This is a genomic window from Streptomonospora sediminis (assembly GCF_054778995.1).
This window is the reverse complement of sequence record NZ_BAAGYZ010000029.1, coordinates 104,247-127,334: the sequence shown is the minus strand read 5'-3', so window position 1 is coordinate 127,334 and position 23,088 is coordinate 104,247. Positions and strand designations below refer to the sequence as shown.

Below are 23,088 nucleotides of genomic sequence, written 5' to 3'. Positions count from 1 at the left end.
CGGTCCGGCTCTATCCTGCGGCGGATCGGGAGCGGGGATCGCCCCGGCCGTTGCCGTTGCACCCCCGTGAACCGCGGTGCGAGGCCATGAACTGGGGCCCTGCGCCCGGGGCATGGGCGCGACCGCGGGGCCGCTTTGCGGGACGCCGGTTCCGGACGCAGCAGAACGCCCGATCGCGCCGGAGCCGCGGCTGTGGCGGGGAACCGTGCTCCGCTCCGGGGCGTTGGCCGCGCGGGCGCCGCCGAGCGTAGCGGCGGCCCCGGCCGTGCACCTACTCCCGAAAGAGGAAAAGTATGGGCTTCAAGCGTCTGCTGTCGGTCTTCGGCGTCGGCGCCCCGAGCATCGACACCGTGCTGGTGACCCCGCACACCTATCCGGGCGCGGCTCTGGAGGGGCATGTCGAACTCACCGGCGGCGACGTCGATGCCCACATCGACGAGATCGTGGTCGCCTTGGTCGCCTCGGTCGAGTTCGACACCGAGGAGGGCGAGGAGACCTCCGCCGCCGAGTTCGCCCGCGTCCCCCTCACGGGACCGTTGGACCTCCCGGCGGGTGACCGCCGCTCGATCCCCTTCCGCTACCCGGTGCCGTGGCAGGCACCCATCACCGACGCCGGCGGCGGGCCGCTGCCCAACGCGGGGCTGGGCCTGCGCACCGAGGTCGTCATCGACCGCGCTCCGGACAAGGGCGATCTCGATCCGGTCCACGTCCACCCGCTGCCGTCCCAGGACCGGATCCTCGAAGCGTTCGCCCGGCTCGGCTTCGGGTTGAAGCACACCGACATCGAGGCGGGCCACCTCGCCGGAACCCGCCAGGAGTTCCCGCTGTTCCAGGAGATCGAGTTCTTCCCCGCCGAGCGCTACGCCCACGAGATCAGCGAGGTGGAGGTCGGCTTCATCGCCGACCCCCACGGCATGGACGTGATCGTCGAGTTCGACAAGCGCGGCGGACTGTTCACCCAGGGCGGCGACCTCTACGGCCGGTTCCACGTCGACCACGCCGATGCCGACCGCGTCGATTGGGCGGCGCAGGTCGAGGCATGGGTCGAAGAGGCGCTCTCCCGCCATCGCGGGCTCTTCGGCGGATTCGGCATGGCCCACCACGGCCACGAGCAGCACGGGTACTACGAGCACCACGAGGAAGGAGGGGGCGGCATGCTCAGCGGTGCCGCAGGAGTCGCGCTCGGCGTGGCGGGCGGTGTCGCGGCCGGCTATGTCGCCGCCGAGGCCGTCGATGAGATCGGCGACTTCTTCGAAGGCGACGAAGAAGAGGAGGCCGAGGAGGAGGAAGCGTAACGGAGCGGCCCGCATCCGCGAGCGCGCCCGATGACCGCGGCGGCACGCGCGCTCGCGAAAACGGCACCGGTCCTGCCTTGGCCGCCGGCATCCGCGCATCCGCGCGTCCGGCCGGAGTCGGACGGCGGCGCTTCAGGAGAGCGTCTTCCGACCCCGTACCAAGCCCGCGATGCGCGCAGCGGCCACGGCTGCGCACCCCGGCGCGACTGCGGCCCTACTGCCGCGGCCTGTGCAGCGCCGGCACTTCGCGGCGGAGCGCCTCATGCAGCCGTGCCGGCGAGTGCCCGCTGCGCGCCTCTTCGTGCTGGGCCCTGTCCAGCGCCGACCACAGGTGCTGCTCGTTGCGCTCAGGCGGGAGTACGGCGAACCAGCGGTAGCCGGAAGGCCGGCGCGGGACCCCGGCTTGCGCCGCCGGTGGCTACATCTCCTCGTGGGTGTCGGGGTCGCCGCCGAAGAGGCGGCCGTCGGACCGGGCCAGTCCGCTGATCGCGGTGATCTCGGCGCCGGTGAGTTCGAAGCCGAACAGGTCGAGGTTCTCGCGCTGCCGCTGGGGACTGGTCGACTTCGGGATGGCCAGGGCCCCGAGCTGCAGGTGCCACCGCAGGATGACCTGTGCCGGAGTCACCCCGTGCGCGGCCGCCGCTTCGGCCACCGGCTGCTCGGAGAACGGCGCGCTGTGCTTGCCCAGCGGGCTCCACGACTGGGTCAGGATGCCCAGCCCGGCGTTGACCTCGCGCATCGCGGCCTGCGGGAAGTACGGGTGCAGTTCGATCTGGTTGACCGCGGGGGTGACCCCGGTGTCGTCGATGACGGTGCGCAGGTGCTGCTCGGTGAAGTTGCTGACCCCGATGGACCGCACCAGCCCCCGTTCCCGGAGGTCGACCAGGGCGCGCCAGGCTTCGGCGTACTTGCCGACGCTCGGGTTGGGCCAGTGGATCAGGCACAGGTCGAGGTGGTCGGACCCGATCCTGCGCAGCGAGTCTTCGACCGACTCCACGGCCAGGGAGTACTCGTGGAACCGGCCGGGGATCTTCGTGGTGATGAGCACGTCGCCGCGGTCCAGGCCGGACTCGCGTACCGCCCGGCCGACCTCCTCCTCGTTGCCGTAATTAACGGCCGTGTCGAGCAACCGGTAGCCGGACTCCAGGGCGGAGCGCATCGCCGCCACCCCATCGTCGCCGCGCAGCGAAACCGTGCCGAAGCCCACCGCGGGCAGGGAGTTGCCGTCGTTCAGCTGATAGTTCTTGACCCCGATCATCCCCTCAGCCTAACGCGGCCCGCCCGGCACAACCGGGGTTGCGGGTTCCCGCGGCGGCGCGGGGCCGGGCGGACCCGCAGGTCCGCCTCGCCGTGGGCCGATGCCGCGCACCGGTGCCGACGGTCAGGTGGGTGGGCCGCCGCAGAGCCCCCTGGTGCGGTTGCGCGGCAGCCGTTTGCGCCGCCTTTTCAACCAGTTGGTTGCACACTCGGCGGTAGCGGACTAGGTTGTTATTCAACCGAAAAGTTGAGGACACCAGTTGGCAGAAAGCACGGAGCCGCTCAACCGGGCGTTCGCGGCACTGGCCGATCCGACCCGGCGCGACCTGGTCGCCCGGCTGGCCGATGCCGACGCGACAGTGGGCGAGCTGGCCGAGTCCTACGACATGAGCTTCCAGGCGGTCTCCAAGCACGTGAAGGTGCTGGAGGAAGCCGGACTCGTGACCCGCAGCAGGGACGCCCAGCGCCGGCCCGTCCACTTGGACGCCGACGTGTTCGACCTGATGACCACGTGGATCGAGCGTTACCGCCGCAAGGCCGAAGAACGCTATCAGCGCCTCGACGCCCTGCTGGCTCGAATGGCCGACGACAGCGAACAGCAGCGAACCGACAAGGACGGACCATGACCATGACGAACCACGAGACCGCGATCACCGCGGACGAGGCGGCACCCACCATCGAGATCACGCGGGTCTTCAACGCCGCTCCGGAACAGGTGTACCGCGCCCACGTCGACCCCGTGCTCTACGCGCAGTGGGTCGGCCCGCACTCGCTCACCACGCGGGTCACCAAGTGGGACGCCCGCACCGGCGGCGCGTGGGCCTTCGCCAACGACCGCGACGGCGAGGAGATCGCCTCCTTCTTCGGCAGCTTCCACGAGGTGCGCCCCAACGAGCGGATCGTCTGGACCTTCACCTACGAGGGCGAGCCGGACGGTGTCGCGCTGGAGACGCTGACCTTCGAAAACGCCGGGGGCGGACGCACACGGCTGCGGGTGCTCAGCGTGGTGCACGACTTCCCGACCCGCGACGCAGTCCTCGCCAGCGGCATGGAGACCGGCGTCCGCGAGGGCTACGAGAAACTCGACGCACTGCTCGCGAAGGAGGGCTGACACGGCGCCCACCGGATCGCGTCCTGCCTGCAGCGGTCCGGTGGGCGCGCTCGCCGCCGGAACCCGTCAACCGCGCCGCGCGAAGGCGGCTTCCGCCGGTGAGTGCGCTGCGGCCGAAGGGGGCCGGTGCCAGCCGGTGCCCCGCCCGGATGGTCGGGCAGGCGGGTCAGTGTGTGTCGGCTATGCGGGCGGCGCGGTGGCGATGCGGTCGAGCCATTCCGTTAGCAGTGTCCGTTCTCCCGCCGAGAGGGCGGTGAGATCGGGGGCAGCGGCCCGCAGGGCTACGGCCGGGCTGACCGGGTGCTCGTCGGCCGCGGGTGCGCCGGTGTCGGTGGTGACCGCGGCGATGGCGGCCTCGCGGGCCAGGGGGGACAGGGCCGGGTCGCGCTCGTGTTCGGGGATGGCGATGAGGGTGAACGTCATCCCGCATCCGGCGGAATGGATCAGGTGGACGGCCCGCTGCTCGCTGACCCGCAGCCGGCCGGCCTCGGCGATGCGCTTGACCCGCTTGGCAAGCTGCTTGCCCGCCTGCTGCGCCGCCGGGCTTTCGGCGCCGGGCCGGGCGTCGCCGTAGATCAGCGAGTACAGGGCCGGGTTCGCCAGCCCGAAGCCGACGTGCATATCCCAGCCCCGGCGCAGGTCGGCCACTGGATCGTCGGTCTCACCGACCGACGCCTTCTCGGCCAGGTAGGACTCGAACCCGTGGCCGGCGACCGCGTCGATGAGGCCCTGCTTGTCGCCGAAGATCCGGTAGATGGCGGGTGACTGCACCCCTGACTCGGCACAGATCGCGCGGGTGGACAGCGCATCGCGGCCGCCGTCTGCGAGCAGGCGCAAGGCCGCTTCAAGGATGCGCTCACGCGTCTGGTCTCGCTTCATGGTGTCAACGATAACAACCCCCACCACGCTTTACGGTATCGCTAACACAAATTTGTTGCCACCGTTGACATGACAGCGTCACCATGATTGCGTTATCGGCATCAACAACCGCGTGGGGCGACCGCGGCCGGACGGCCTCCGGCCCCGGATCCGCCGGGCACCGCCGTACACACGGCCCGCCCTGCCCCGCCTCCCGCCCCTGCCCTGCTGCACCGCCGCCCCCTTCCACAGCCGGAACCGAGGCAGACATGCAGACTTTGCCGACCTTGCCCTTGCCGATCTTGCGCTTGCCGCCCATGCACGCCCCGAACCGCCCGCGTGCCCTTTCCGTCTTGGCGCTCACCGCCGCCTTGTCCGGTGCGACGCTCACCTCCTGCACCGCCGCGCCTGCACCGCAGACGCCCGGCGCCGGTTCCGCCGGCCCGGAGCAGTCCGGAGCGGCGGCCTCCGTCGTGCCCGGCGAGGTGACCGAACTGGCCACCGGCCTGCACATGCCGTGGGGCCTGGCCTTCCTGCCCGACGGTTCCGCCCTTGTCGCCGGGCGCGACTCCGGCCGGATCCACCACGTCCCCGCCGAGGGCGGGCGGGCCGAGCCGGTGGGCGAGGTCCCCGGCGTCGAGGTGAGCTCCGAAGGGGGCCTGCTCGGGCTCGCCACCTCACCCGACTTCGCCGAGGACCGCACCGTTTACGCCTACGCCTCCGCTGCGCCGACCAACCGCGTCGTCGCGCTGCGCATCTCCGCAGAGCTGGACTCGCTCAGCCAGGCGCGCGTGGTCCTGGACGGCATCGAGACTGCTGACCGGCACCACGGCGGCCGGCTGCGTTTCGGCCCCGACGGCAACCTGTGGATCGGGACGGGCGACGCGTTCGAGCCCGAGAACGCGGCCGACGCCGACTCCTTCAACGGCAAGATCCTGCGCGTGCGCCCCGACGGCTCCGTCCCTCAGGACAACCCCGGCGACTCGCCCATCTACTCCTCGGGCCACCGCAACGTGCAAGGGATCGCCTTCGGCCCCGACGGCACCGCCTACGCCTCCGAGCTGGGCCACCGCACTTGGGACGAGCTGAACGTGCTGCAGCCGGGGCTCGACTACGGCTGGCCCGAGACCGAGGGGACCGAGGGCGCCACCGGCGAGGCCCCGCTGTTCACCATCCACCCCGATGAGGCATCGCCCTCCGGCATCGCCTACGCCGAAGGCTCCATCTGGATGGGGGCCCTGGGCGGGCAGCGGCTGTGGCAGCTCCCGGTGGACGGCGCCGAAGCCGCCGGCGAGCCGATCGGCCACTTCGCCGGTGAGTACGGCCGCATCCGCACGGTCGAACCCGCCCCCGACGGCTCCCTGTGGGTCACCACGTCCAACACCGACGGCGCCACCTGGGGAGGCACCGCCCCCCGGCCCGGCGACGACCGCATCCTGCGCATCGAACTGGTCCCGCGCGGCTGAGCCCGGGCCTCCCGGCGGGAACGCGGCGGCCCGAGCCGCGTTCCAGAGTCCCCGCGTTCCCGCGTTCCGGTTCCCGCTTCCACCGCCTCGGCCGCGGGCCGGGAGCGCCGTCCCACCACCGCGTCCCCACCACCGCACTGGAGACAGCAGATGGCACCAACAGACCACCACGGCCACCACCAACCACCGCCGGCATCGCCCGGACCGCCCGGATCACCCGAACCGGCCGCCTCCGCCGGCACGGCGCTGCCCCGCCGCGGGTTCCTGGGCGGCGCGAGCGCTGTCGCGGCCGCGGCGACCACCGCACGCTTCCTGCAGGTACCGCGTGCCGAAGCCGCGGCGGCCACCGCCGAGCAGCCCGCGGGCGAGAACCTCGTCTCCGTGGGCATGCGCGTCAACGGCGAAAAGACCCGGCTCAGCGTCGACCCGCGCTCGACCCTGCTCGATACGCTCCGGGAACGCCTCGGCCTCACGGGCACGAAAAAGGGGTGCGACCGGGGCCAGTGCGGCTCCTGCACGGTCCATGCTGACGGGCAGCGCGTCCTGGCCTGCCTGACCCTGACCGCCTCGGCCGGCGGGCGCGAGGTCACCACCATCGAAGGGCTGGCCGGCGGCGACGGCCTGCACCCCATGCAGCGGGCCTTCATCGACCGCGACGGCCTCCAGTGCGGGTTCTGCACACCGGGCCAGATCATGTCCGCGGTCGCGCTCGTCGGCGAAGGCCGCGCGCAGTCCGACGCGGAGGTCCGCGAGGAGATGTCCGGCAACATCTGCCGGTGCAGCGCCTACCCCTTCATCGTCGCCGCTGTGCAGGATGCCCGGGAGGCGATGAGCTGATGAGGCCCTACGAGTACGACCGGCCGCAATCGGTGCGCAAGGCCGCACGCCTGGGAAGCTCCGGCACCGCGTTCCTGGCCGGCGGCACGACCTTGGTGGATTTGATGAAGCTGGAGGTCATGACGCCGAACCGGGTTGTCGACATCAACGACCTGCCGCTGGGCGGCGTGACCGCGAACCGCTCGGGCCTGCACATCGGCGCGTTGGAGCGGATGAGCGCGGTCGCCGCCGATCCCCGCGTTCGCGAGGACTTCCCGGTCATCGCCCAGGCGCTCGACCTCAGTGCCTCCCCGCAGATCCGCAACATGGCCAGCATCGGCGGGAACCTCATGCAGCGCACCCGGTGCGGCTACTTCCGCGATGTGGCGGCGCCGTGCAACAAGCGCTCGCCGGAGAGCGGCTGCTCGGCCATCGAGGGACACAACCGGATGCACGCGGTGCTGGGCACCAGCGACGCGTGCATAGCCGCGCACCCCAGCGACCTGGCGGTTGCCCTGGTCGCCCTGGACGCCGAGGTGCACCTGCAGGGCCGCTCCGGAACCCGCACCCAAAAGCTGGAGTCGTTCTTCCGGCTGCCCGGCACCGAGCCGCACCGGGAGCACGAACTCGGTTCCGACGAACTGATCACCGGCGTGACCGTCCCGCGGCTCGACTGGGCCAAGAACTCCGCCTACGTGAAGATCCGCGACCGCCGGTCGTTCGAGTTCGCGCTCGCCTCGGCCGCCGTGGCGATCCGCTGGGACGGCGGGCGCGTCGCCGAGGCCCGTGTCGCCGCGGGCGGTGTCGCCACCCGCCCCTGGCGGCTGCCCGCGGTCGAGGAGGCTTTGGCGGGCCAACGCGCGGGAGAGGCGACCTACGAGGCCGCCGCCGCCCACGCTGCCGACGGGGCGCGGCCGCTGGCCCACAACGCGTTCAAACCCGCGCTGCTGCGCCGCACCCTGGTGCGTGCGCTGTCCGAACTGGAGGCGAGCCGATGATCCCCGCCGAACCGCAGCCCGGCTCGCCCGCAGGAAACGCGGTCGACCGGATCGACGGGCGGGCGAAGGTGACCGGCGCCGCCCGCTACGGCGGCGACCACCCCGCCGAACGGCTCGCCCACGCCCACGTCGTGGTTAGTACCATCGCCCGCGGACGCATCTCCGCCCTGGACACCGCCGAGGCCGAACAGGCCCCCGGGGTACTGGCGGTCTACTCCCCCGACAACCGGCTGCGCCTGTACAACCCGGCCGGGCACCTCGGCGAGAACCACGCGCCGATGCAGGACCACCGGGTCCGCTACCGCGGCCAGATCATCGCGATGGTGGTTGCCGAGACCCCGGAACAGGCGCGCGACGCTGCGGCCCGGGTGCGGGCGGACTACGCGGCCGAAGAGCCCCGGGCCTCGCTGGAGGCGGGCTCGCCCGGCGAACCGCCGAGCGGCGGGCTTCCGGGGTCGCCGCCTGCCAGCTCGACGGTCCTCGCGCCGGGCGTGTCCTCGATGGAGAACGCGTTTGCGGCCTGCGCCGTGGAGATCAGCACGACCGTCACCGCACCCGCGCAGCACCACGTTGCGATGGAGCCGCACGCCACGACCGCGGTCTGGCGCGACGGCCACCTGACCGTCCACACCGGTGCCCAGGCACCCCAGTTGCAGGCCGCGGCGATCGCCGACCGGCTGGGTGTGGAGGCCGACCGGGTACGGCTGGTCTGCCGCTACACCGGCGGCGGGTTCGGCAGCCGGGTGGCGGTGTGGAGCGACGGCACGCTCGCCGCGGCGGCCGCGCGGAAGCTGGGGCGGCCGGTCCGGCTCGTCCTCACCCGCGAGCAGGTCTTCTCCGCGACCCCGCACCGCTCCGCGAACAACCAGACCGTCCGCCTGGGCGCTTCGGCCCGGGGCAGGCTCAACGCGCTCTCCCACGAGAGCGACGCCGCGATGCCGGCCGTCGGCGGCTGGGTGCTGTCGCCGGCGCAGGACATGTCCACCGTGCTGTACCGCGCACCCAACCTGGCGGTCGACCAGCGCCAAGTCACCCTCGACATCGGGCCGTCCTGGTCCATGCGCGGGCCAAACGAGACGCCCGGGTCGTTCGCGCTGGAAACGGCCATGGACGAGCTCGCCGCCGAGACCGGCACCGACCCGCTGGAGCTGCGCCGGCGCAATCTCGCCACTGAGGTGCCGGGCTCCGGCCTGCCCTTCTCCAGCAAACACCTCGACGACTGCTACCGGATCGGGGCCGAACGGTTCGGCTGGTCAGAGCGCCCGAGCGAGCCCGGCAGCAGAACCGACGGCGACCGGCTCGTCGGAATGGGCATGGCGACCACCGTCTACCCCGGTCCCCGCGAAGGGGGCAGTGCGCGGGTCCGGTTCCGCGACGACGGCAAGGTCGTCGTCAGCTCCGCGATCACCGACATCGGCACCGGAGCGGGCACGATGCTGGCCATTGCCGCCGCCGACGCCGCCGGGGTCCCCGTGCGGCGGGTGAAGGCGGTGCTGGGCGACTCCGCCCTGCCGCCCGGCGGCTCTCCGGCTTACGGCTCCCAGACGACGCTGAACACCGTGCCCGCAGTGCGCGAGGCCACCGGCGCCGCGCTGGACAAGCTGGTCAAGCTGGCGGTCGACGACTCCCGTTCGCCGTTCCACGGCCTGGACTCCGGCGACGTGGACTACGACGGGGGGCACCTCTCCGCGGCGGACCGCTCACTGGGGTTCGGCCGGCTGCTGAGCATGCTCGGCACCTCGGCGGTCGAGGCGACGGCCGAATCCCTCCCCGGCGATGAGGCCGACCGGTACGCGTTCTACAGCTTCGGCGCGCACTTCTGCGAGGTCCGGGTGAACCGTTTTACGCGCGAACCGCGCATCAGCCGCTTCACCTCGGTGTTCGACATCGGCCGGGTGGTCAACGCCAAGACCACCCGGAGCCAGCTCGTGGGCGGCGTGGTGTTCGGCATCGGTGGCGCCCTGTTGGAGGCCGACCACCTGGAGGGCAACGGGCGGTTCGCCAACGGCAACCTGGCCGACTACCTGGTGCCGGTCAACGCCGACGTGCCCGAAATCGACGTGCACTGGCTGGATCGGCCCGACCCGGTTATCAGCGGGTTCGGCGCCCGCGGAGCCGGCGAGATCGGCACCGTTGGCGCGGCCGCCGCGATCGCCAACGCCGTCTTCAACGCGACCGGCACCCGCGTTCGGGACCTGCCCATCACCCTCGACAAGCTCCTCGGCTGAGCGACGCCGCCGGGGCCGCGAGCACACCTGCGGCCCCGGAGCGGTGCGGCGCTGGGCGGAGCCCCCGTCCGGCACGCCCAGCGCCGTCACCACGCGCGGCCGCGCGGACACCCGTCCCTGCGGCACGCCCCCTCGGCGGCCGTTGCGGTGCGGGCGGTGGTCACTCGCCCACCGGGATCGTCAGCATGGAGCTGACGACCAGGAGGAAGAGCAGGATATAGGCCGCGATCATGCCGATGCGCGCCACCGTGTAGGAGCGGCGGTGCGGGAAGCACCAGACCGCGACCACCGGCACCAGGCTGAACAGGGCGGTGCCCCCGCTGGCGTTGTACTGCTGCTCGGTACGCGGGCAGCCGCCCGGGCTGCACGGGTCGAACGCCATTCCCCCCAGCGCCATTAGGAAGAACAGCACAACCGAACCGGGAACGGCCAGCACGGTCAGGACCACGGGCGCGATCCACCACTTCGGACTGTGCTGGTCGCCGCGGGATGGTTGCGGTTCGTGCGGTTCTTGCGGTTGCTGCGGTTCGTGCGGCAAAGGGGAATGTCCAGGAGCCATGCCCCGATTCAAGCGCACCGGCAGGCCCGGGGGCGTGAGTGGCCGTACTCAGATCGGCGCGCCACCGCCCTGCGTCCGGTCGGGTGCCGGGGCCGCGCGGGTACGGCAGGTCCGATGGCCGCGGCCGGAGGGGCCGGACCTGCCGGGCGGCGGTTCACGGCAGCGGGTGGGGCCGCGAGCCGTATCCGCCGGTGAACCGGGCCGCAATACCGGTGCGTTGCGGTGTCCGCTCCAGCCTGGGCAGGTTCCAGCTCCAGTCCGGCCGCTCGTCCATCCGCAGCTGCTGGTATCCGGCCGGAACCACCTTGACGACGCACCAGCCCATGCGCCGCAGGCGTTCGGGCAGCCGCGGGGTGAGGTCCACGGCCAGCGGGTCGCCGCCGTCGGCGACCATCGCGCGCACCGCGTCCTCCGCCGATACCAGTGCCGCCGCGGCCTGCAGCGGCTCGGCGGGCACGAACCCCGCCAGCCAGTCGCGCGCATCGGCCTTGCCCGCAGCAGAGGCCAGGTGGCGGATCCGGTCGTCCTCGTCGACGATCGGGGCGCCGGCGCGCGGCTCGGAGGTGCCGCTGGCGGCGCTGCTGTTCAGCAGCACCTCCCGCACCTGCCACGCCTCCCGCAGGGCGCCGACAACAGCGGACCAGGGATGGGGCGAGGCCTTGCAGCCGACGCTGACCGGGCCGGCGCCCGGTTCGTCGTACAGGCCGGCGAGGAAGCAGTACACGCCGGGCAGGGCGGTCGGGATCGCCGCGAGGGTGGGGACCAGTCCCGCTGCGCGCGCCCGGTCCCACAGTCCCAAGGCGGTCTGCCGCTGTTTCTCGTCGCCCTGCTGCGTTGCGGCCGCTTTGTCGGGATCGTCGAATGCGGGCAGGCGCAGACCGCGGGTCCAGGCGGTCAGCACCGCGTCGCGCTCAATGGTCTCGAACAGGGCCGCGCTCAGCGCCATCTCGTAACCGTGCCCCGATGCCGCACCGGAGGGCCCGGGATCGAACCGGGCGGCCTCCGGAGCCGTGCAGGGCGAGTCCACCAGCGCTGCAGGGACCATGGCGGCGGTGCCGTCGCCCAGGCGGCGCGCCGGATACCAGTCCAGCTCGGCACCCCAGGATTCGGGCGGACCCAGCGCCGTATCCGGCCGGTGGTACTCCAGGGCCGGTGCGCCGAGCCGATCGGGGCGTCCGCGCACCGCGGCAGGGCGGGCTGCGGGGTAGAGGGCGAACCGCTCGACCGCCTCCCCCGCTCCGCGCAGGAGGGCGTCGGCGCGGGTGGGGCCGACCGCGCCGCAGAAACGCGCCGACAGCGGCAGCTCGTGCGCTGCGTGGTCGCCCGGCTCCACTTCGACCATGGCCTGCCACAGGGGGCAGGTGCCACCGGGCGGGACCAGGGTGGCGGCCCGGGCGATGCCGGCGCCGGGGTGCAGTGTCCGGGCGACGTCGATCACGCCACGGCCCCGCTTTCGCCGGCCGCGGCCGCTGCGGCGGCCGGCGGCCGGGCCTGTGCGGCGCCGAAGAACGGCAGCTCGCCGGGGCGCTGTTCCACCGCGGCGTCGATCGCCACGAGTACCCCGGCTGTTCCGGTCGCCAGGTCGGTGGACAGCCGCAGCCCCTGGTCGCCGAGGGTGTGCAGTCCGTCGCCGGTGTCGACGGTGTCCCAGCCGAAGTCGGCCAGGTGGCGGTGTACCGCCGCGCTGGTATCCGGATCGGCCATGCCGGCCGCGCGCAGCGCGAACAGGGCCCCGGCGCGTCCGCTGAACAGCCCGGCACCGTTGAGGATCGGCCGGCGGGCGGCGTCCAGCAGCCTGCCGCGGATGTCCGCCAGCCACTTGTCCGGGCGGTGGGCGAGCAGCATGTCCAGCGCCACCGCCATCCCGTGGCTGCCGGCCAACCCGCCGGGGATGTTGGCCGCGACGTGGTCGAGGGACTCGGCGGCGCCGAAGACGGTCACCATGTCGGCGCGGACCGCCCGTTCGGCGGCGTCCAGCAGCGCCGGGTCGCCGGTGCGTTCGAAGAGCCGGATGAGGAACACCGCCTGCCCCGAGCCGCCGCGCAGCAGGCCGGGGCGCGGTGCGGGGGTGCCTTCCGTCCAGAGCGCGGCCAGCCGCGCGCCGATTTCGGCGGCCTCCCGCATGCGGGTGCCGGACCCGGCGGCCTCCTCGGCTGCGTCCCCGGAGAAGCGGAGCAGCGTCATGCCGAGCCCGGCCAGCCCGTCGATCAGGCCGGGCCCCGTGCTTTCGCGGGGTTGGGCAAGTGCGGCATCGAGCGCCTCTTCGGCGGGCCCGGTGCGGCCCAGGTCCGCCAGGGCATGGGCGATACCGCTGTAGCCGGCGCCGAGCCCGGGCCCCAGGCCGGTTGCAGCACGCGACCGCGAGACCAGCCACTGCACGTGTTCCTCGGGCACCGGCTCACCGACGGTGTGCAGCGCCCACAGCACGCCGGCCGCCCCGTGCGCGAGGCCGAGGCCGCCGCCGTCGTCCAGGAACTGGGCGATGTCGCCGGGGTAGAGCCGGTCGTTGCGCTCGGGAGCCGCTGCACCCAGGGCGGCCGACGCCAGCCGCGCCCGCGTTTCCGGCCAGGTCGCGGGCTCGGGCGCGGACCAGAGCGGCCGGGCCGGCGCTGCGGCGGGTTCGGGGGCGCCGAAGGCGGCCCGGATCCCGTCGATGAAGTCGGCGGGCACGGGGAACCGGTCGGCGACCAGTTCGATGACCTGCTCGGTTTTGGCGCTCCCCCAGGACATGAGGTGGGTGAGGGGCGCGAACACCGACAGCCGCACGCAGTTGAGCGCGAACAGGTCCACGTCGGTGCCGTACAGGTCCGGCGGCGCGGTGAACCCCAGGGCCGCGAGTGTCTGGGGTGCCGGTTCGCTCACGGGTGTCGACGTCTCGAAGTCGATGAACGACACTTCGCCGTCCGGTCCGATGAGGATGTTGCCGGGGTGCAGGTCGCCGTAGACGACCCCCCGCTCGTGCATGTCCCGCACTCCGCGTTCGATGCGGGCGAGCAGATCCAGTGCCCAGTCGGTGTACTCGCGGTGGTCCTGTGCCGTGCCCCGGCCGGTGAGCAGCGGGTTGCGTTGCGCGAAGACCTGGTTGAGCGGGGTTCCCTCGACGAACTCCCGGACCAGGAACATGTGCTCGTGGCCCTGCCGGTAGTCGATCAGCTCGGGTACGTGCGACAGGCCGGCCAGTTTCTCCAGCGCCCAGCGTTCGCACGCCAAACGCTCGGTCGCCTCGCGGCCGAGGCTGTCCAGCCCGGCCAGGGGGCGCGCCTCCTTGAGCAGCACCTCGGTGCCGGATTCGGTGTGGACGGCGCGGTAGACCCCGCCCCCGTTGGAGAAGTGCACCGCCCGGTAGGGGCGGAACGGGAACCCCTGCAGCGAGCCCTTGGCGCGGTCCGCAACCGCCTCATTGAGGAAGTCCGGGATCGTCACCCACGGCGGCACCCGGAAACCGGGTTTGCGCTCGTCGGGGACCAGTTCGCCGTCGGGGGCCTCGATGCAGTGCACGAGTTCGCCGTTGGCGTTGCGCGCCATGACGACGGCGAAACCGCCGTAGCGGACGTAAAGGGGGCCTGCGCGCCAGCGCAGGTCGGTGAGGACGTAGGGGCCGGCCTCGCCGCCGATGGCGGCGTCCAGGTCGGTGAGGATCCGCTCCAGTTCCGCTTCGTCGCGGGAATAGATGGTGATGAACTTGCCGCTGGCTCCCCGGTCGGCGTATTTGCTGCTGCGCTGGTGCAGTAGCGCCAGGCTGCGGATGAACTTGAACGGTATGCGCCGGTCGCGGCAGTAGTCGTGTACCGTGTCCAGAATCCGCGGCGCGTTGTCGAGCGTGGCCGAGACATGGATCTTCCAGCCTTGGGCGGGAAGGCGGCAGCCGACCGGGATCCGCACCGCCCAATCGCCGCCGGCCCCGGTTTCCCAGCCCTCGGGGACGGACTCGGCCTGCGGGAATTCGCTCTCGGAGGGCCCGGTCGACGGGCGGTCGTAGAAGAGCTCGCCCGCGTGGCAGAAATCAAGGTAGCGGAAGTCGAGCACGTCGGTGGTCCTTAGCTGTGTAGTCGGCGGCCCGGGCCGCCGGAGGGAGATACCGCGGATCCGGTGGCGCGGATGGTCACCAGTCGCTCAGCGGCAGGACGTAGCTGCGGTACAGGAACCGCCAGAGCGGCATTTCCCCCGCGTCCACCCGCGCCGTCCCCGCTGGGTGCTCCACTTCGCCCTGCACCGTGATCGGGTAGGCGGTGACCGGCACTTCCGGATCCGCGTCGAGCAGCACGGGCACGAAGACCGAGACCGGCGCCGTGGTCCGGTGGCCGGAGCCGCTGTCGACCTCCGCCGCGGCGATCCGGGTCTCGGTGACCATCCCGCCGCGCACCAGTTCCACCTGCCGGCCGGCGGCGACCAGCTCCTGGTCGGCGCCCGGGGCCAGCACCAGCATGGTGCCGTCCCCCTCGCTGACGTAGCCGCCCGCAAGGGTGTAGGGAACCGGGAGGAACGCCGCGCCCGCAGCGCAGCCGGCCAGGGCGGTCGCCACCGCGGCGATGCGCCAGAGCGGGGCGCCGCCGGCCCGCGCCTCCGACACCAGCTGCCGCACACTGCGCACCGCGTAGAGGACGGCGTAGCCCAGACCGAGCACGATGAGGGACGCGCCCAGCGCCCCGCTGCGGTTGAACAGGTCCAGCCACAGCACGGCGGCCGTCGCGACCAGGTAGATGGGCAGGCTCAGGCAGGCGAGGCCGTAGGGCACCGACCAGCGCTGGTCGAGCCGGCGCCGGTAGGTCCCGCCGAACAGCACCCGCGCCAGGAAGGAGCGCGCGTCGGTGATCGCCCGGTCCCGGAGGTAGGGGATGTCCACGCGGCTCATCAGGGCGATGTAGCCGTCCAGCTTCACGAACGGGATCAGGTTGAACACGCCGGCCAGGTAGGCGACGACCGCGAACACGAGCATCCCGCTGCGCACGTCCCCCGGACCCGCGGCCAGCGAGCCCACCGCCACCGCACCGGCCACCACGCACTGGGTGGCGATGCCCGCCAGCGCAATCCGCACCCGTTGCAGCTGCCCCAGCCGCCACCCGTCGGACACGTCGCAGAAGAACGCCGGCATCAGGTAGAACAGCATGATCCCGATGCGCGACGGTATGCCGCCGTAGCGGACCAGGACGGCCGCGTGGCCCATCTCGTGCAGGGCCGTCGAGGCGAGCAGCCCCGCCGTCACCCACAGGTAGACGCCCATCGGCAGCGGTGCGCCCACTGCCTGCTGGAGCGCCTGCGCCTGCACCACCAGGGCGATCAGCCCGCCCAGGCCCAGTGCCACCGCGACCGCCGCGGTGACGGGGTTGGCCATGGCCGTGAAGAACGGGCGCAACCGCGCCAGCAGCGCCTCGGGCCGGACCAGGGTGAACTGGACCGTGAGCGGGGGCACGAACTTGACCCACGGGGTCGGGCGCACGGGGACGCCGTTCGCGCCGTCGAGCAACCCCTGCTCGTCGAACGTGCGCAGCGCCCCCTGCACCACTTCGGGCCGCCATGCGGGACCGCACGCCTGGGCGAGCTCCTGCCAGTTGCGCCGGCCGTCCAAGTGGCCGAGCAGGTGGGCGGCGTCGGCGCCGATCCGGAAGTACTTGCCGCCGCGCTGCACCACCCACTTGGCGCCCTCTTCCGCGGGCGGGTGCAGCCTGACCCCGGCGGCCAGCCGCGGTGTCTCGGGCAGGGGGTCCGGCTCTCCCAAGGGAGGGGCCGGCGCCGCAGCCCGGCGCTTGGTCTTGGTCACACGATGTCCCGGTTGCGGAACAGCGCGAACCCGGCGGCGCCCAAGGCGGCGATCCAGCCCCCGATTACCGCCAGCGCCCAGGGCACCGACAGCAGTTCGGGTTTGCCGTCCAGATAGACCGAGCTCATGGCGATGGTCATCAGGTACTTGGCCACCTCGGGGACGGCGCGCAGCAGATACGGCTCCAGGCCCATCGTCAGCAGGACGAGGATGAGCACCGCCGCCACCCGGTTGCGGACGATCCAGCCGACCATGGCGCCCCAGGGGACGGCCAGCGCCGTGACGGCGAAGACCCCCGCGGCGGTCTGCCAGGTCTCGGTGGTCCACTCGGGGCTGAAGCCGCCGGCCGGCATGAACAGCATGGGCGACACGAGTGCGCCGGCGGTCGCCGCCGCACCGAAGAGGACCCCCATCGCGGTGGCGACCAGCGCCTTGGCGGTGAAAATCCGCCCCCGGCCGCCGCCGAGCAGCACAGAGCGGCTGATGGTGCCCGTTCCGTACTCCTGGGCGACGTAGACGGCCCCGAACAGCGACGACAGCAGGTGCATGGTCATCCATGCCCGCACGACCTCGCCGGTCAGGTCTGCGCGCGCCTGGGTGGGCAGCTCACCGGCTTCCACCTCCGACACGAAGCCGTAGGCCGAGACCACGCTGAGCAGCACGCCGCCGCCGATCATGTACAGCCAGACCGGTGTGCTGACGGCCTTGGTCGACTCGGCCAGCAGGGTGTTACGCATCCGCTCCTCCTTGTGCAGCCTCGCCGACCAGGTCGAAGAAGCGCTGCTCCAGGTCGCCGGCCGCACCGGTGACCAGTCCGTCGAGCGGACCGGCGTAGCGGAGGGTCTGCTGGAGCACCACGACGTCGTCCACGGTCTGCTGGACCTCGGACAGCAGATGGCTGGAGAGCAGGATGGTGCGGCCCTCGTCGGCCAGGGAACGCAGGAACCCGCGCAGCCAGCGGATACCGTCGGGGTCCAGCCCGTTCATCGGTTCGTCCAGGATCAACAGCTCCGGGTCGGCCAGCAGCGCGCACGCCAGTGCGTGCCGCTGCCGCATCCCGGTCGAGTAGTTCTTGACCTTGGTGCCGCCCTGCCCGCCGAGTCCGACGAGTTCGAGCACCTCGTCGGCGCGTGCAGCGGGCAGCCCCAGCATCCGCGCCCACACGCGCAGATCGCGGCGGCCGCTCAGGGTCGGCACCGAGTTGACCCGCTCCATGCTGACCCCGACCCGGTGCGCCGCCCGGTCCAGCCCGGCGTAGGGCCGGCCGAAGACGGTCGCCTCGCCGGCGCTCGCCTCCATCAGCCCGGTGAGAATCCGCAACGAGGTCGTCTTGCCCGCGCCGTTGCGACCGAGAAGCCCGGTGATCCGACCACTGCGCACGCTGAACGTCACGTCGTCGACGGCCGCGGTGCCGCCGAAACGCTTGGTCACCGAGTCGAACCGGACGGCGGCGTCCTCAGCGGTCAACTCTTCCCCTTCTGGAACCCGGCCAGGGCGCCGCACAGCGCAACGACCACGATGGTCGAGACGACGGCCACGATCCGGATGGTGTCCCCCTCAAGGAAGAAGAAGGTGAAGGCGCAGAACAGGAGCATCAGGGCGGGGACGCCGATGGCGATCCGGTTCGCGGCGCTCGACGGGAGCGATTTCGCGGACATGGGAACCTCCTGGGTTCGTTGAACGGGGTAGCTTGAATCCGAGGCGCCGCCCGTTGCCGGATCGAATCCGACGACGTGTCCGGGACGATCGCGCTGTCTACTCGATCCGGCTCGGGGCGGCGCGGCCAGGTGCCGCCCGCGGCAGCCGACCGGGTCGGCTGCCGCGGGCGGACCGTCAGGTCAGGCTGATCGCGAACGAAGCGCTGACCCCGGCGCCGACCAGGGCGCTGGTCCAGAAGCCGGGGGCCTCCATGGTCTCCAGCTCCTGCATCTCCAGTTGCTGCATCTCCAGTTCCAGGGTCGGTTCACCGGGTGCCGCGCTGGCGGGGAAACGGTTGTCCATGGCCTTTCCTACTCCTAGGTACTCAAAGGGTTGCGGATGGTGATGGGGCGGTCCGGCTGTTACCGGATCAGGTGATGGCGATGCTGACGGTGTACCCGCTGTAGGCGGCCGAAGCGGTGGAGGCGGTGCTGACGATGAAGCCGCTGACCGTGGCCCAGCCGGGGGCCTCCATGGTCTCCAGCTCCTGCATCTCCAGCTCCAGCACCTGGTCGGGAACCGCTGCCGTCGTGTTCATCTCCTGCATGGGCCTAATCTCCTTCTGTTTCGGTGGGTGATGCGTCCCGGAGCAAAATCTCCGGCAGCCGGCGCCCGTCGGGCGGACACCGGCGGTCTGTGGCGGGTCCAGCGCGGCCGGCCTGCTCGGTGGGCGCCGCCGACGGTGCGGCAGCCGCGGTGAGCAGGGAGTTGACGTCGGAGGTCGTGAGCCCGCCGAGCATCGGCAGCCCCGCGCCCCACGCGCGCACGGCGCGGGCGGCCACGTCCCGGATCTGCTCGGGTCCGGCGCTGATGCGGGCGTCGATCCCCCAGGCTCGGACCAGCGCGGCGATGCCCTCGGCCGGTGCCTGCGGCAGGCCCGGGCTCTCATCGCGGATGCGGCGCCACATGCGGTGCAGTTTCGGCGCGCTGCCCAGCCGGTGGTCGCCGTCGGCGATCCGCTGCCACAACGGGGGCAGGACCGCCGCGGCCGCCGGGACCTTGCGCAGCCCCAGCGCCCACGACAGCTCGTTGGCCAGCGGCCACCCCTTGGCCGGGAAAGGCATCCGGTGCGCGAGCAGGTCGGCGGAGTGGCTGTACCCGCTGAGGCCGGCGATGCGCAGCCGCAGCTCTGGGCCGGCCCGCTCGCCGGCCGCGCGCAGCCGGGCGGCCTCGTTTCCGGCGCGCACCAGGCTCGCGGCGGTGTCCTCGGCCGCGCCGTCCTGCGCGGGAAGCTCCGCGGGGTCGCCGATGCAGGGGCCGACCGTCCGGAACAGCGCTTCGAACACGCCCTCCGCGACCAGGTGCGCGGGCAGGGTCTCGGTGGCCTCGGCAACGTGTGCCCACGCGTCCGGCCGCAGGCAGATCCCTTCCACAATGCGTTTGCCGCGGGCCGATGCCACACACGCGCTGCAGCCGCGCTCACTGCCCGTGCCCAGGGTGGTCGGCACCGCCGCCAGCCCGATGTGCCGCGCGAGCCCAGCAGGCAGTACCAGGCTGCCGCTGCGTTGGGGCGAGTCGATACGGGCGGCCGCAGCGGGGTTGCCGTGCAGGGCCGCGGCCAGCTTCGCCTGGTCCAGCACCGTGCCGCCGCCAACAGCGACCACCAGGTCCGCGCCGTCCAGGTGTTCGGTCAGCGCACGGATGGCGCCGATGTCGCCGCCGGTATCCAGTACCCGGGTGCGGGCGGCGCACCCGGCGGCGCCCAGCACGTCGCGGACCGCGGACTCCACCGGTGTCCCGGCAACGGCCGGGTCGGCCAGCAGCACCGCGTTCCGCGCCCGCCTTTGTGCGGCTGCGGCGGCCACGGCACCGTAGGCGCCGACCGGCTCTTGCAGCGGCGGTGCTGCGGCGGTCATCGGGCCACCGCGGCCGCACCCGGGCGGCGGGAGGCGCTGTGCGCGGCGATCCCGCGGCGCACGCACTCCAGTAGCTCGTCGACCTCGGCGTCGCTGTAGGTCAGCGCCGGGATGAGCTGGACTCCGTGCGGGCCGGGGTGCACCACGGCACCGGCCGCCCGCACCGCCGCGACCAGGTCGGGCACCTGCTCCGGAGGCAGCGGATCCCCCGAGTCGCCGGCGACCGCCAGCGAGCGGAAGCATCCGCTCCCGGCGGTGCCCGCGACCTGCGCCACGTCCCGGACCAGGCGTTCACACCCCTCGCGGAGCCGTTCGCCGACCCGCCGGCCGGCGGCGACCGCATCGAGCCTGCGCATCTCCGCGATCGTCGCGGAGATCGCGGCGCACGGCACCGGGCTGCCGCCCTGGGTTTCGGCGTGGCTGAGCACGGCGTTGCGGTCGGCGAAGGTGCCGGCAACCCGGTGGGAGGCGACGATCGCGGCGGCCGCGCAGGTGCCGTTAGTCAATCCTTTGGACGTGATGAGCAGATCCGGCGGCTCCGGCCACCGCTGCGACGCGAAAAAGCTGCCGGTACGGCCGAACCCGGTGGCCACCTCGTCGGCGATGACGAGGAAGCCGTGCTCCGCGCGCAGCCGCAGGAGTTCGGCGACGTACTCCCCGGTCAGCGGCAGTGTTCCGGTGCCCAGCACAGGCTCGACCACCACGGCCGCGAGGCGGCTGCCGCTCCGCGCCACCAGGGCGGCCAGTTCGCCGGTGTCGTTGGGCGCGGTGTGCCGGATCAGCCGCTGGTCGACGCCATAGGACTGCTGGCCCAGGTCCTCGCCCGTCAGCGAGAACCCGCCGAAGGTGAGGCCGTGGAAACCGCCGCGCAGTGCGGCGACCAGGTTGCGGCGCGGTTCGCCGGCCAGTGCGTGGTACTGGCGGGCCAGCTTCATCGCGGCGTCGTTGGCCGCCCCGCCGGAGGTGGAGAACAGCACCTTGCCGTAGTGGCCGGGCCCGCACACCTCGAGCAGGTCGGCCGCTGCCCTGCGGGCATAGGCGTTCTCGTAGCGGAACGCGCTCAGATACGAGGCGTCCCGCAGCGCGGCGCCGACGGCATCGGCGATCGCCGGGTTTCCGAAGCCGAGATTGGCGTTCCACAACCCGCTCGCGCCGCACAGCACTTCGCTGCCGTCGGCGAAGCCGATGCGGTGGCCGCGGGCCCAGACGGCGCAGACGCCGTCGTCGCCCTGATCGGCCGGTGCCATCAGATAGGGCCAGAGCCCGTTGGGGTCGTTCATCGGGCGGCCTCCGCTTCGAGCAGCGTGATGTGGTGCCGGCCGGGGTCGGCCCATTCGGTCCGGTCGCCAACGGTCAGGCCGGCGCGGGCCAGCTCGCCGGCCAATCGGTCGGCGGGCAGCACGGCGACGCGGGCGACGAAAACCTCGACGGCTCCCGCGGACTCCGGTTCGGCGGGCAGGACCGTGATCACCCGCTGGTCGGCGTCCTCGGGCCAGTACTCGTGGAGCCGGTACGCGGTGCCGCTCGCACCGCGGACCACGTGCTCGGTCTCCGCGCCGGCTTCGGCGCCGCCTGCGTCTCCGCGGGTCAGCGCGGTCGTCAGGAAGCGCCCGCCCGGCACCAGGTGGGCTGCGACCGCGCTGAACAGGCCCGCCCGCCCGTCCGCGTCGAGCAACGACGCCGATGTGGCACCGAGGACCACCGCGCGGAACCGGTCCGCGAGCCGGAAGCCGTTCATGTCGGCTTGGACGAGCGTGCAGCGGTCCCGCAAGTGGGCGGGCGCCGTACCGAGCCGTTCCGCCAGCACGGCGAGCATGTCCGCTGATAGGTCCAGGGCCGTGACAGCGCGGCCCAGCGCCAGGATGGGCAGCGTGATCCGGCCGGAGCCCGCCGCGAGGTCCAGCACCGGGCCGGGAACCGCGCGCACCCGCCGGACGATCTCGCGGGTCTCGGCCGTGTCACCCGCGGACATGTCATGGTAGACCGACGCGCCTTCGGGGCCGTAGAGGTCGCGCAGGCGCGCCCGCGGCCCGAGCTCGGCAACGCGCGCCCCGGCGGCACCCGGCGGCGGCGCAAGCTGGTCGCGGATGGTCATGCGGCGCTACCTGCCGTTTCGTGGTCGGCATCGCCGGGCGCCAAATCCACGCCGGCAGCGGCGAACCGGTCCTGCACACCGCTGAGCGCCTCGGGTGCGGCGAACTCCGCGGCGGCCTGCAGGCCGCCGGTGGCGAGCACGGCCTCGATCGCCTCCGCCGCTTGGGGGCCGACACGGAAGACGCGTTCGCTGTCCGGGAGGTAGACGTAGCGGCCTGCGCCGCTGCCGTCGTCGCCTTGCAGCAGCAGCGGAGCCGCGCCCCCGCGCATATCGGCGGGCCGGGCCACGTTGTCCAGCGCGGGCAGGAACCGCCCGCCGAACCCGGAGACCCGCACGTCGGTGATCTCGCGCGCGGCCAGTTGGCGGATGCCGTCGAGGGCGGCCAGGTAGCGGCCGAGCCAGGGGCGGGCACCGATCTGCGGCGCGCGTTCCTCCTCGGGTACGGCCGCGCCCAGGCAGACGGCGCACGGCGCGGCGCTGGCGGCGTTGGTGCGGTCCCAGGCCTCCTGCAGCGCACCCATCCCGTCGCCCGTTCGGCCGAGGTTCAGCCCGCCGACGGACGTGGAGATCCCGCCGTCGGCGCCCACGTACAACCGCAGCGACGGGCCGTCGGCCGCGGTTCGCGCACCAAGACCGCCCATGTCGGCGATCCGCACCGAGGGCGCGGTGGCGAACTCCGGGAACAGGCCCTCGGCCAGTGCCGTGTCGGCGTCCTCCAGGAACACCGCGAAGTCTTCGGTACCGCAGACCCGGGCCAGGGTGGGCCCGAGCACGGACATGAACTGGCTGGTGGCGTAATCCTGGATCTGCAGATAGAAATCGTCGCCGACGCAGATTTCCGCACCGGGATCGCCGATCGCGCCGGAAATGGTGACGGCTCCGCTGGATTCTTCCCCGGGCGGAGCGACGACAAGGGTCTCGGCGCCGATGACCCCGGACTCCCGCAGACCGGGAAGGTGACCGGAATCCGCGACCACCGCGGTCGCCGCCGCGGCCGAACCGGTGCGGGTATCCAGATGTCCCGTACCCCAGGACATGAGGTTCCGCTTGATTCTTTTCCGCTCGGTTTTTTCCATTCCAGCCACCTTCGTTC

General features: G+C 72.7%; 22 protein-coding genes and 1 pseudogene. 7 read left to right on the top strand and 16 right to left on the bottom strand.

Annotated elements, in window-relative coordinates; all coding sequences use genetic code 11:
* Positions 1-293 precede the first annotated feature (293 nt).
* Positions 294-1,295 (top strand): sporulation protein, encoded by a 1,002-nt coding sequence (locus ACYVD5_RS08055; RefSeq protein WP_461000302.1) that lies wholly within the window; start codon positions 294-296, stop codon positions 1,293-1,295.
* A 214-nt stretch (positions 1,296-1,509) separates the two neighbouring features.
* On the opposite strand, the pseudogene ACYVD5_RS08050 reads toward ACYVD5_RS08055, so the two are convergent.
* Together ACYVD5_RS08050 and ACYVD5_RS08045 are read right to left on the bottom strand one after the other, a co-directional pair.
* Positions 1,510-1,692, bottom strand: a pseudogene (locus tag ACYVD5_RS08050) (hypothetical protein); the annotation flags it as partial.
* Positions 1,693-1,713: 21 nt separating this feature from the next.
* Positions 1,714-2,553: an aldo/keto reductase gene (locus ACYVD5_RS08045; RefSeq protein ID WP_461000301.1), complete on the bottom strand. Its 840-nt coding sequence runs from the start codon at positions 2,551-2,553 to the stop codon at positions 1,714-1,716.
* A gap of 259 nt (positions 2,554-2,812) precedes the next feature.
* Between ACYVD5_RS08045 and ACYVD5_RS08040 the strand changes: the two genes are divergently transcribed.
* Together ACYVD5_RS08040 and ACYVD5_RS08035 are read left to right on the top strand one after the other, a co-directional pair.
* A complete protein-coding gene (locus ACYVD5_RS08040; protein ID WP_461000300.1) occupies positions 2,813-3,178 on the top strand; it encodes an ArsR/SmtB family transcription factor in 366 nt (121 codons plus the stop codon).
* Positions 3,175-3,663, top strand: coding sequence for an SRPBCC family protein (locus ACYVD5_RS08035; RefSeq protein WP_461000299.1), 489 nt, complete (start codon positions 3,175-3,177; stop codon positions 3,661-3,663). The genes ACYVD5_RS08040 and ACYVD5_RS08035 overlap by 4 nt, the downstream gene beginning before the upstream one ends.
* A 180-nt stretch (positions 3,664-3,843) precedes the next feature.
* On the opposite strand, the gene ACYVD5_RS08030 is transcribed toward ACYVD5_RS08035, so the two are convergent.
* On the bottom strand, positions 3,844-4,542 hold the full coding sequence (locus tag ACYVD5_RS08030; protein WP_461000298.1) for a TetR/AcrR family transcriptional regulator: 699 nt from the start codon (positions 4,540-4,542) through the stop codon (positions 3,844-3,846).
* A gap of 296 nt (positions 4,543-4,838) precedes the next feature.
* Between ACYVD5_RS08030 and ACYVD5_RS08025 the strand changes: the two genes are divergently transcribed.
* The 4 genes from ACYVD5_RS08025 to ACYVD5_RS08010 all read left to right on the top strand — a co-directional run bounded on the left by ACYVD5_RS08025 (position 4,839) and on the right by ACYVD5_RS08010 (position 10,029).
* Positions 4,839-5,987, top strand: coding sequence for a PQQ-dependent sugar dehydrogenase (locus tag ACYVD5_RS08025; protein WP_461000297.1), 1,149 nt, complete (start codon positions 4,839-4,841; stop codon positions 5,985-5,987).
* 387 nt (positions 5,988-6,374) lie between these two features.
* The gene (locus tag ACYVD5_RS08020; protein ID WP_461000347.1) at positions 6,375-6,824 is read left to right on the top strand and encodes a (2Fe-2S)-binding protein; all 450 of its coding nucleotides are present in this window, start codon (positions 6,375-6,377) and stop codon (positions 6,822-6,824) included.
* A complete protein-coding gene (locus tag ACYVD5_RS08015) occupies positions 6,824-7,801 on the top strand; it encodes an FAD binding domain-containing protein (RefSeq protein ID WP_461000296.1) in 978 nt (325 codons plus the stop codon). Before ACYVD5_RS08020 ends, ACYVD5_RS08015 begins: the two co-directional genes overlap by 1 nt.
* The gene (locus ACYVD5_RS08010; RefSeq protein ID WP_461000295.1) at positions 7,798-10,029 is read left to right on the top strand and encodes a xanthine dehydrogenase family protein molybdopterin-binding subunit; all 2,232 of its coding nucleotides are present in this window, start codon (positions 7,798-7,800) and stop codon (positions 10,027-10,029) included. Before ACYVD5_RS08015 ends, ACYVD5_RS08010 begins: the two co-directional genes overlap by 4 nt.
* A 160-nt stretch (positions 10,030-10,189) precedes the next feature.
* Here the strand turns inward: ACYVD5_RS08010 and ACYVD5_RS08005 are convergent, their stop codons facing one another.
* The 13 genes from ACYVD5_RS08005 to mpaB all read right to left on the bottom strand — a co-directional run bounded on the left by ACYVD5_RS08005 (position 10,190) and on the right by mpaB (position 23,071).
* Positions 10,190-10,477 carry a hypothetical protein gene (locus tag ACYVD5_RS08005; RefSeq protein WP_461000294.1) on the bottom strand — a complete coding sequence of 96 codons (288 nt, stop codon included), beginning with the start codon at positions 10,475-10,477 and terminating at the stop codon, positions 10,190-10,192.
* Positions 10,478-10,742: 265 nt separating this feature from the next.
* Complete coding sequence (locus tag ACYVD5_RS08000) at positions 10,743-12,026, bottom strand: YcaO-like family protein (RefSeq protein ID WP_461000293.1); 1,284 nt, start codon at positions 12,024-12,026, stop codon at positions 10,743-10,745.
* The gene (gene lanKC, locus ACYVD5_RS07995; RefSeq protein WP_461000292.1) at positions 12,023-14,614 is read right to left on the bottom strand and encodes a class III lanthionine synthetase LanKC; all 2,592 of its coding nucleotides are present in this window, start codon (positions 14,612-14,614) and stop codon (positions 12,023-12,025) included. Before lanKC ends, ACYVD5_RS08000 begins: the two co-directional genes overlap by 4 nt.
* A gap of 76 nt (positions 14,615-14,690) precedes the next feature.
* On the bottom strand, positions 14,691-16,346 hold the full coding sequence (mpaP, locus tag ACYVD5_RS07990) for a daptide biosynthesis intramembrane metalloprotease (protein WP_461000291.1): 1,656 nt from the start codon (positions 16,344-16,346) through the stop codon (positions 14,691-14,693).
* Positions 16,343-17,083: a hypothetical protein gene (locus ACYVD5_RS07985; RefSeq protein WP_461000290.1), complete on the bottom strand. Its 741-nt coding sequence runs from the start codon at positions 17,081-17,083 to the stop codon at positions 16,343-16,345. The genes mpaP and ACYVD5_RS07985 overlap by 4 nt, the downstream gene beginning before the upstream one ends.
* Positions 17,076-17,813, bottom strand: a complete 738-nt coding sequence (locus ACYVD5_RS07980; protein ID WP_461000289.1) for an ATP-binding cassette domain-containing protein — start codon at positions 17,811-17,813, stop codon at positions 17,076-17,078. Before ACYVD5_RS07980 ends, ACYVD5_RS07985 begins: the two co-directional genes overlap by 8 nt.
* Complete coding sequence (locus tag ACYVD5_RS07975; RefSeq protein ID WP_461000288.1) at positions 17,810-18,004, bottom strand: hypothetical protein; 195 nt, start codon at positions 18,002-18,004, stop codon at positions 17,810-17,812. Before ACYVD5_RS07975 ends, ACYVD5_RS07980 begins: the two co-directional genes overlap by 4 nt.
* A 175-nt stretch (positions 18,005-18,179) precedes the next feature.
* A complete protein-coding gene (locus ACYVD5_RS07970) occupies positions 18,180-18,347 on the bottom strand; it encodes a daptide-type RiPP (protein ID WP_461000287.1) in 168 nt (55 codons plus the stop codon).
* 67 nt (positions 18,348-18,414) lie between these two features.
* Positions 18,415-18,591, bottom strand: coding sequence for a daptide-type RiPP (locus ACYVD5_RS07965; protein WP_461000286.1), 177 nt, complete (start codon positions 18,589-18,591; stop codon positions 18,415-18,417).
* Between the two features lie 4 nt (positions 18,592-18,595).
* On the bottom strand, positions 18,596-19,900 hold the full coding sequence (gene mpaC / locus ACYVD5_RS07960; protein WP_461000285.1) for a daptide-type RiPP biosynthesis dehydogenase: 1,305 nt from the start codon (positions 19,898-19,900) through the stop codon (positions 18,596-18,598).
* Positions 19,897-21,180 carry a daptide-type RiPP biosynthesis aminotransferase gene (gene mpaD, locus ACYVD5_RS07955; protein ID WP_461000284.1) on the bottom strand — a complete coding sequence of 428 codons (1,284 nt, stop codon included), beginning with the start codon at positions 21,178-21,180 and terminating at the stop codon, positions 19,897-19,899. Before mpaD ends, mpaC begins: the two co-directional genes overlap by 4 nt.
* Positions 21,177-21,995, bottom strand: coding sequence for a daptide-type RiPP biosynthesis methyltransferase (gene mpaM / locus ACYVD5_RS07950; protein WP_461000283.1), 819 nt, complete (start codon positions 21,993-21,995; stop codon positions 21,177-21,179). Before mpaM ends, mpaD begins: the two co-directional genes overlap by 4 nt.
* Entirely contained in the window at positions 21,992-23,071 is a 1,080-nt protein-coding gene (gene mpaB / locus ACYVD5_RS07945; RefSeq protein ID WP_461000282.1) for a daptide biosynthesis RiPP recognition protein, read from the bottom strand. The genes mpaM and mpaB overlap by 4 nt, the downstream gene beginning before the upstream one ends.
* Between the last annotated feature and the right edge of the window lie 17 nt (positions 23,072-23,088).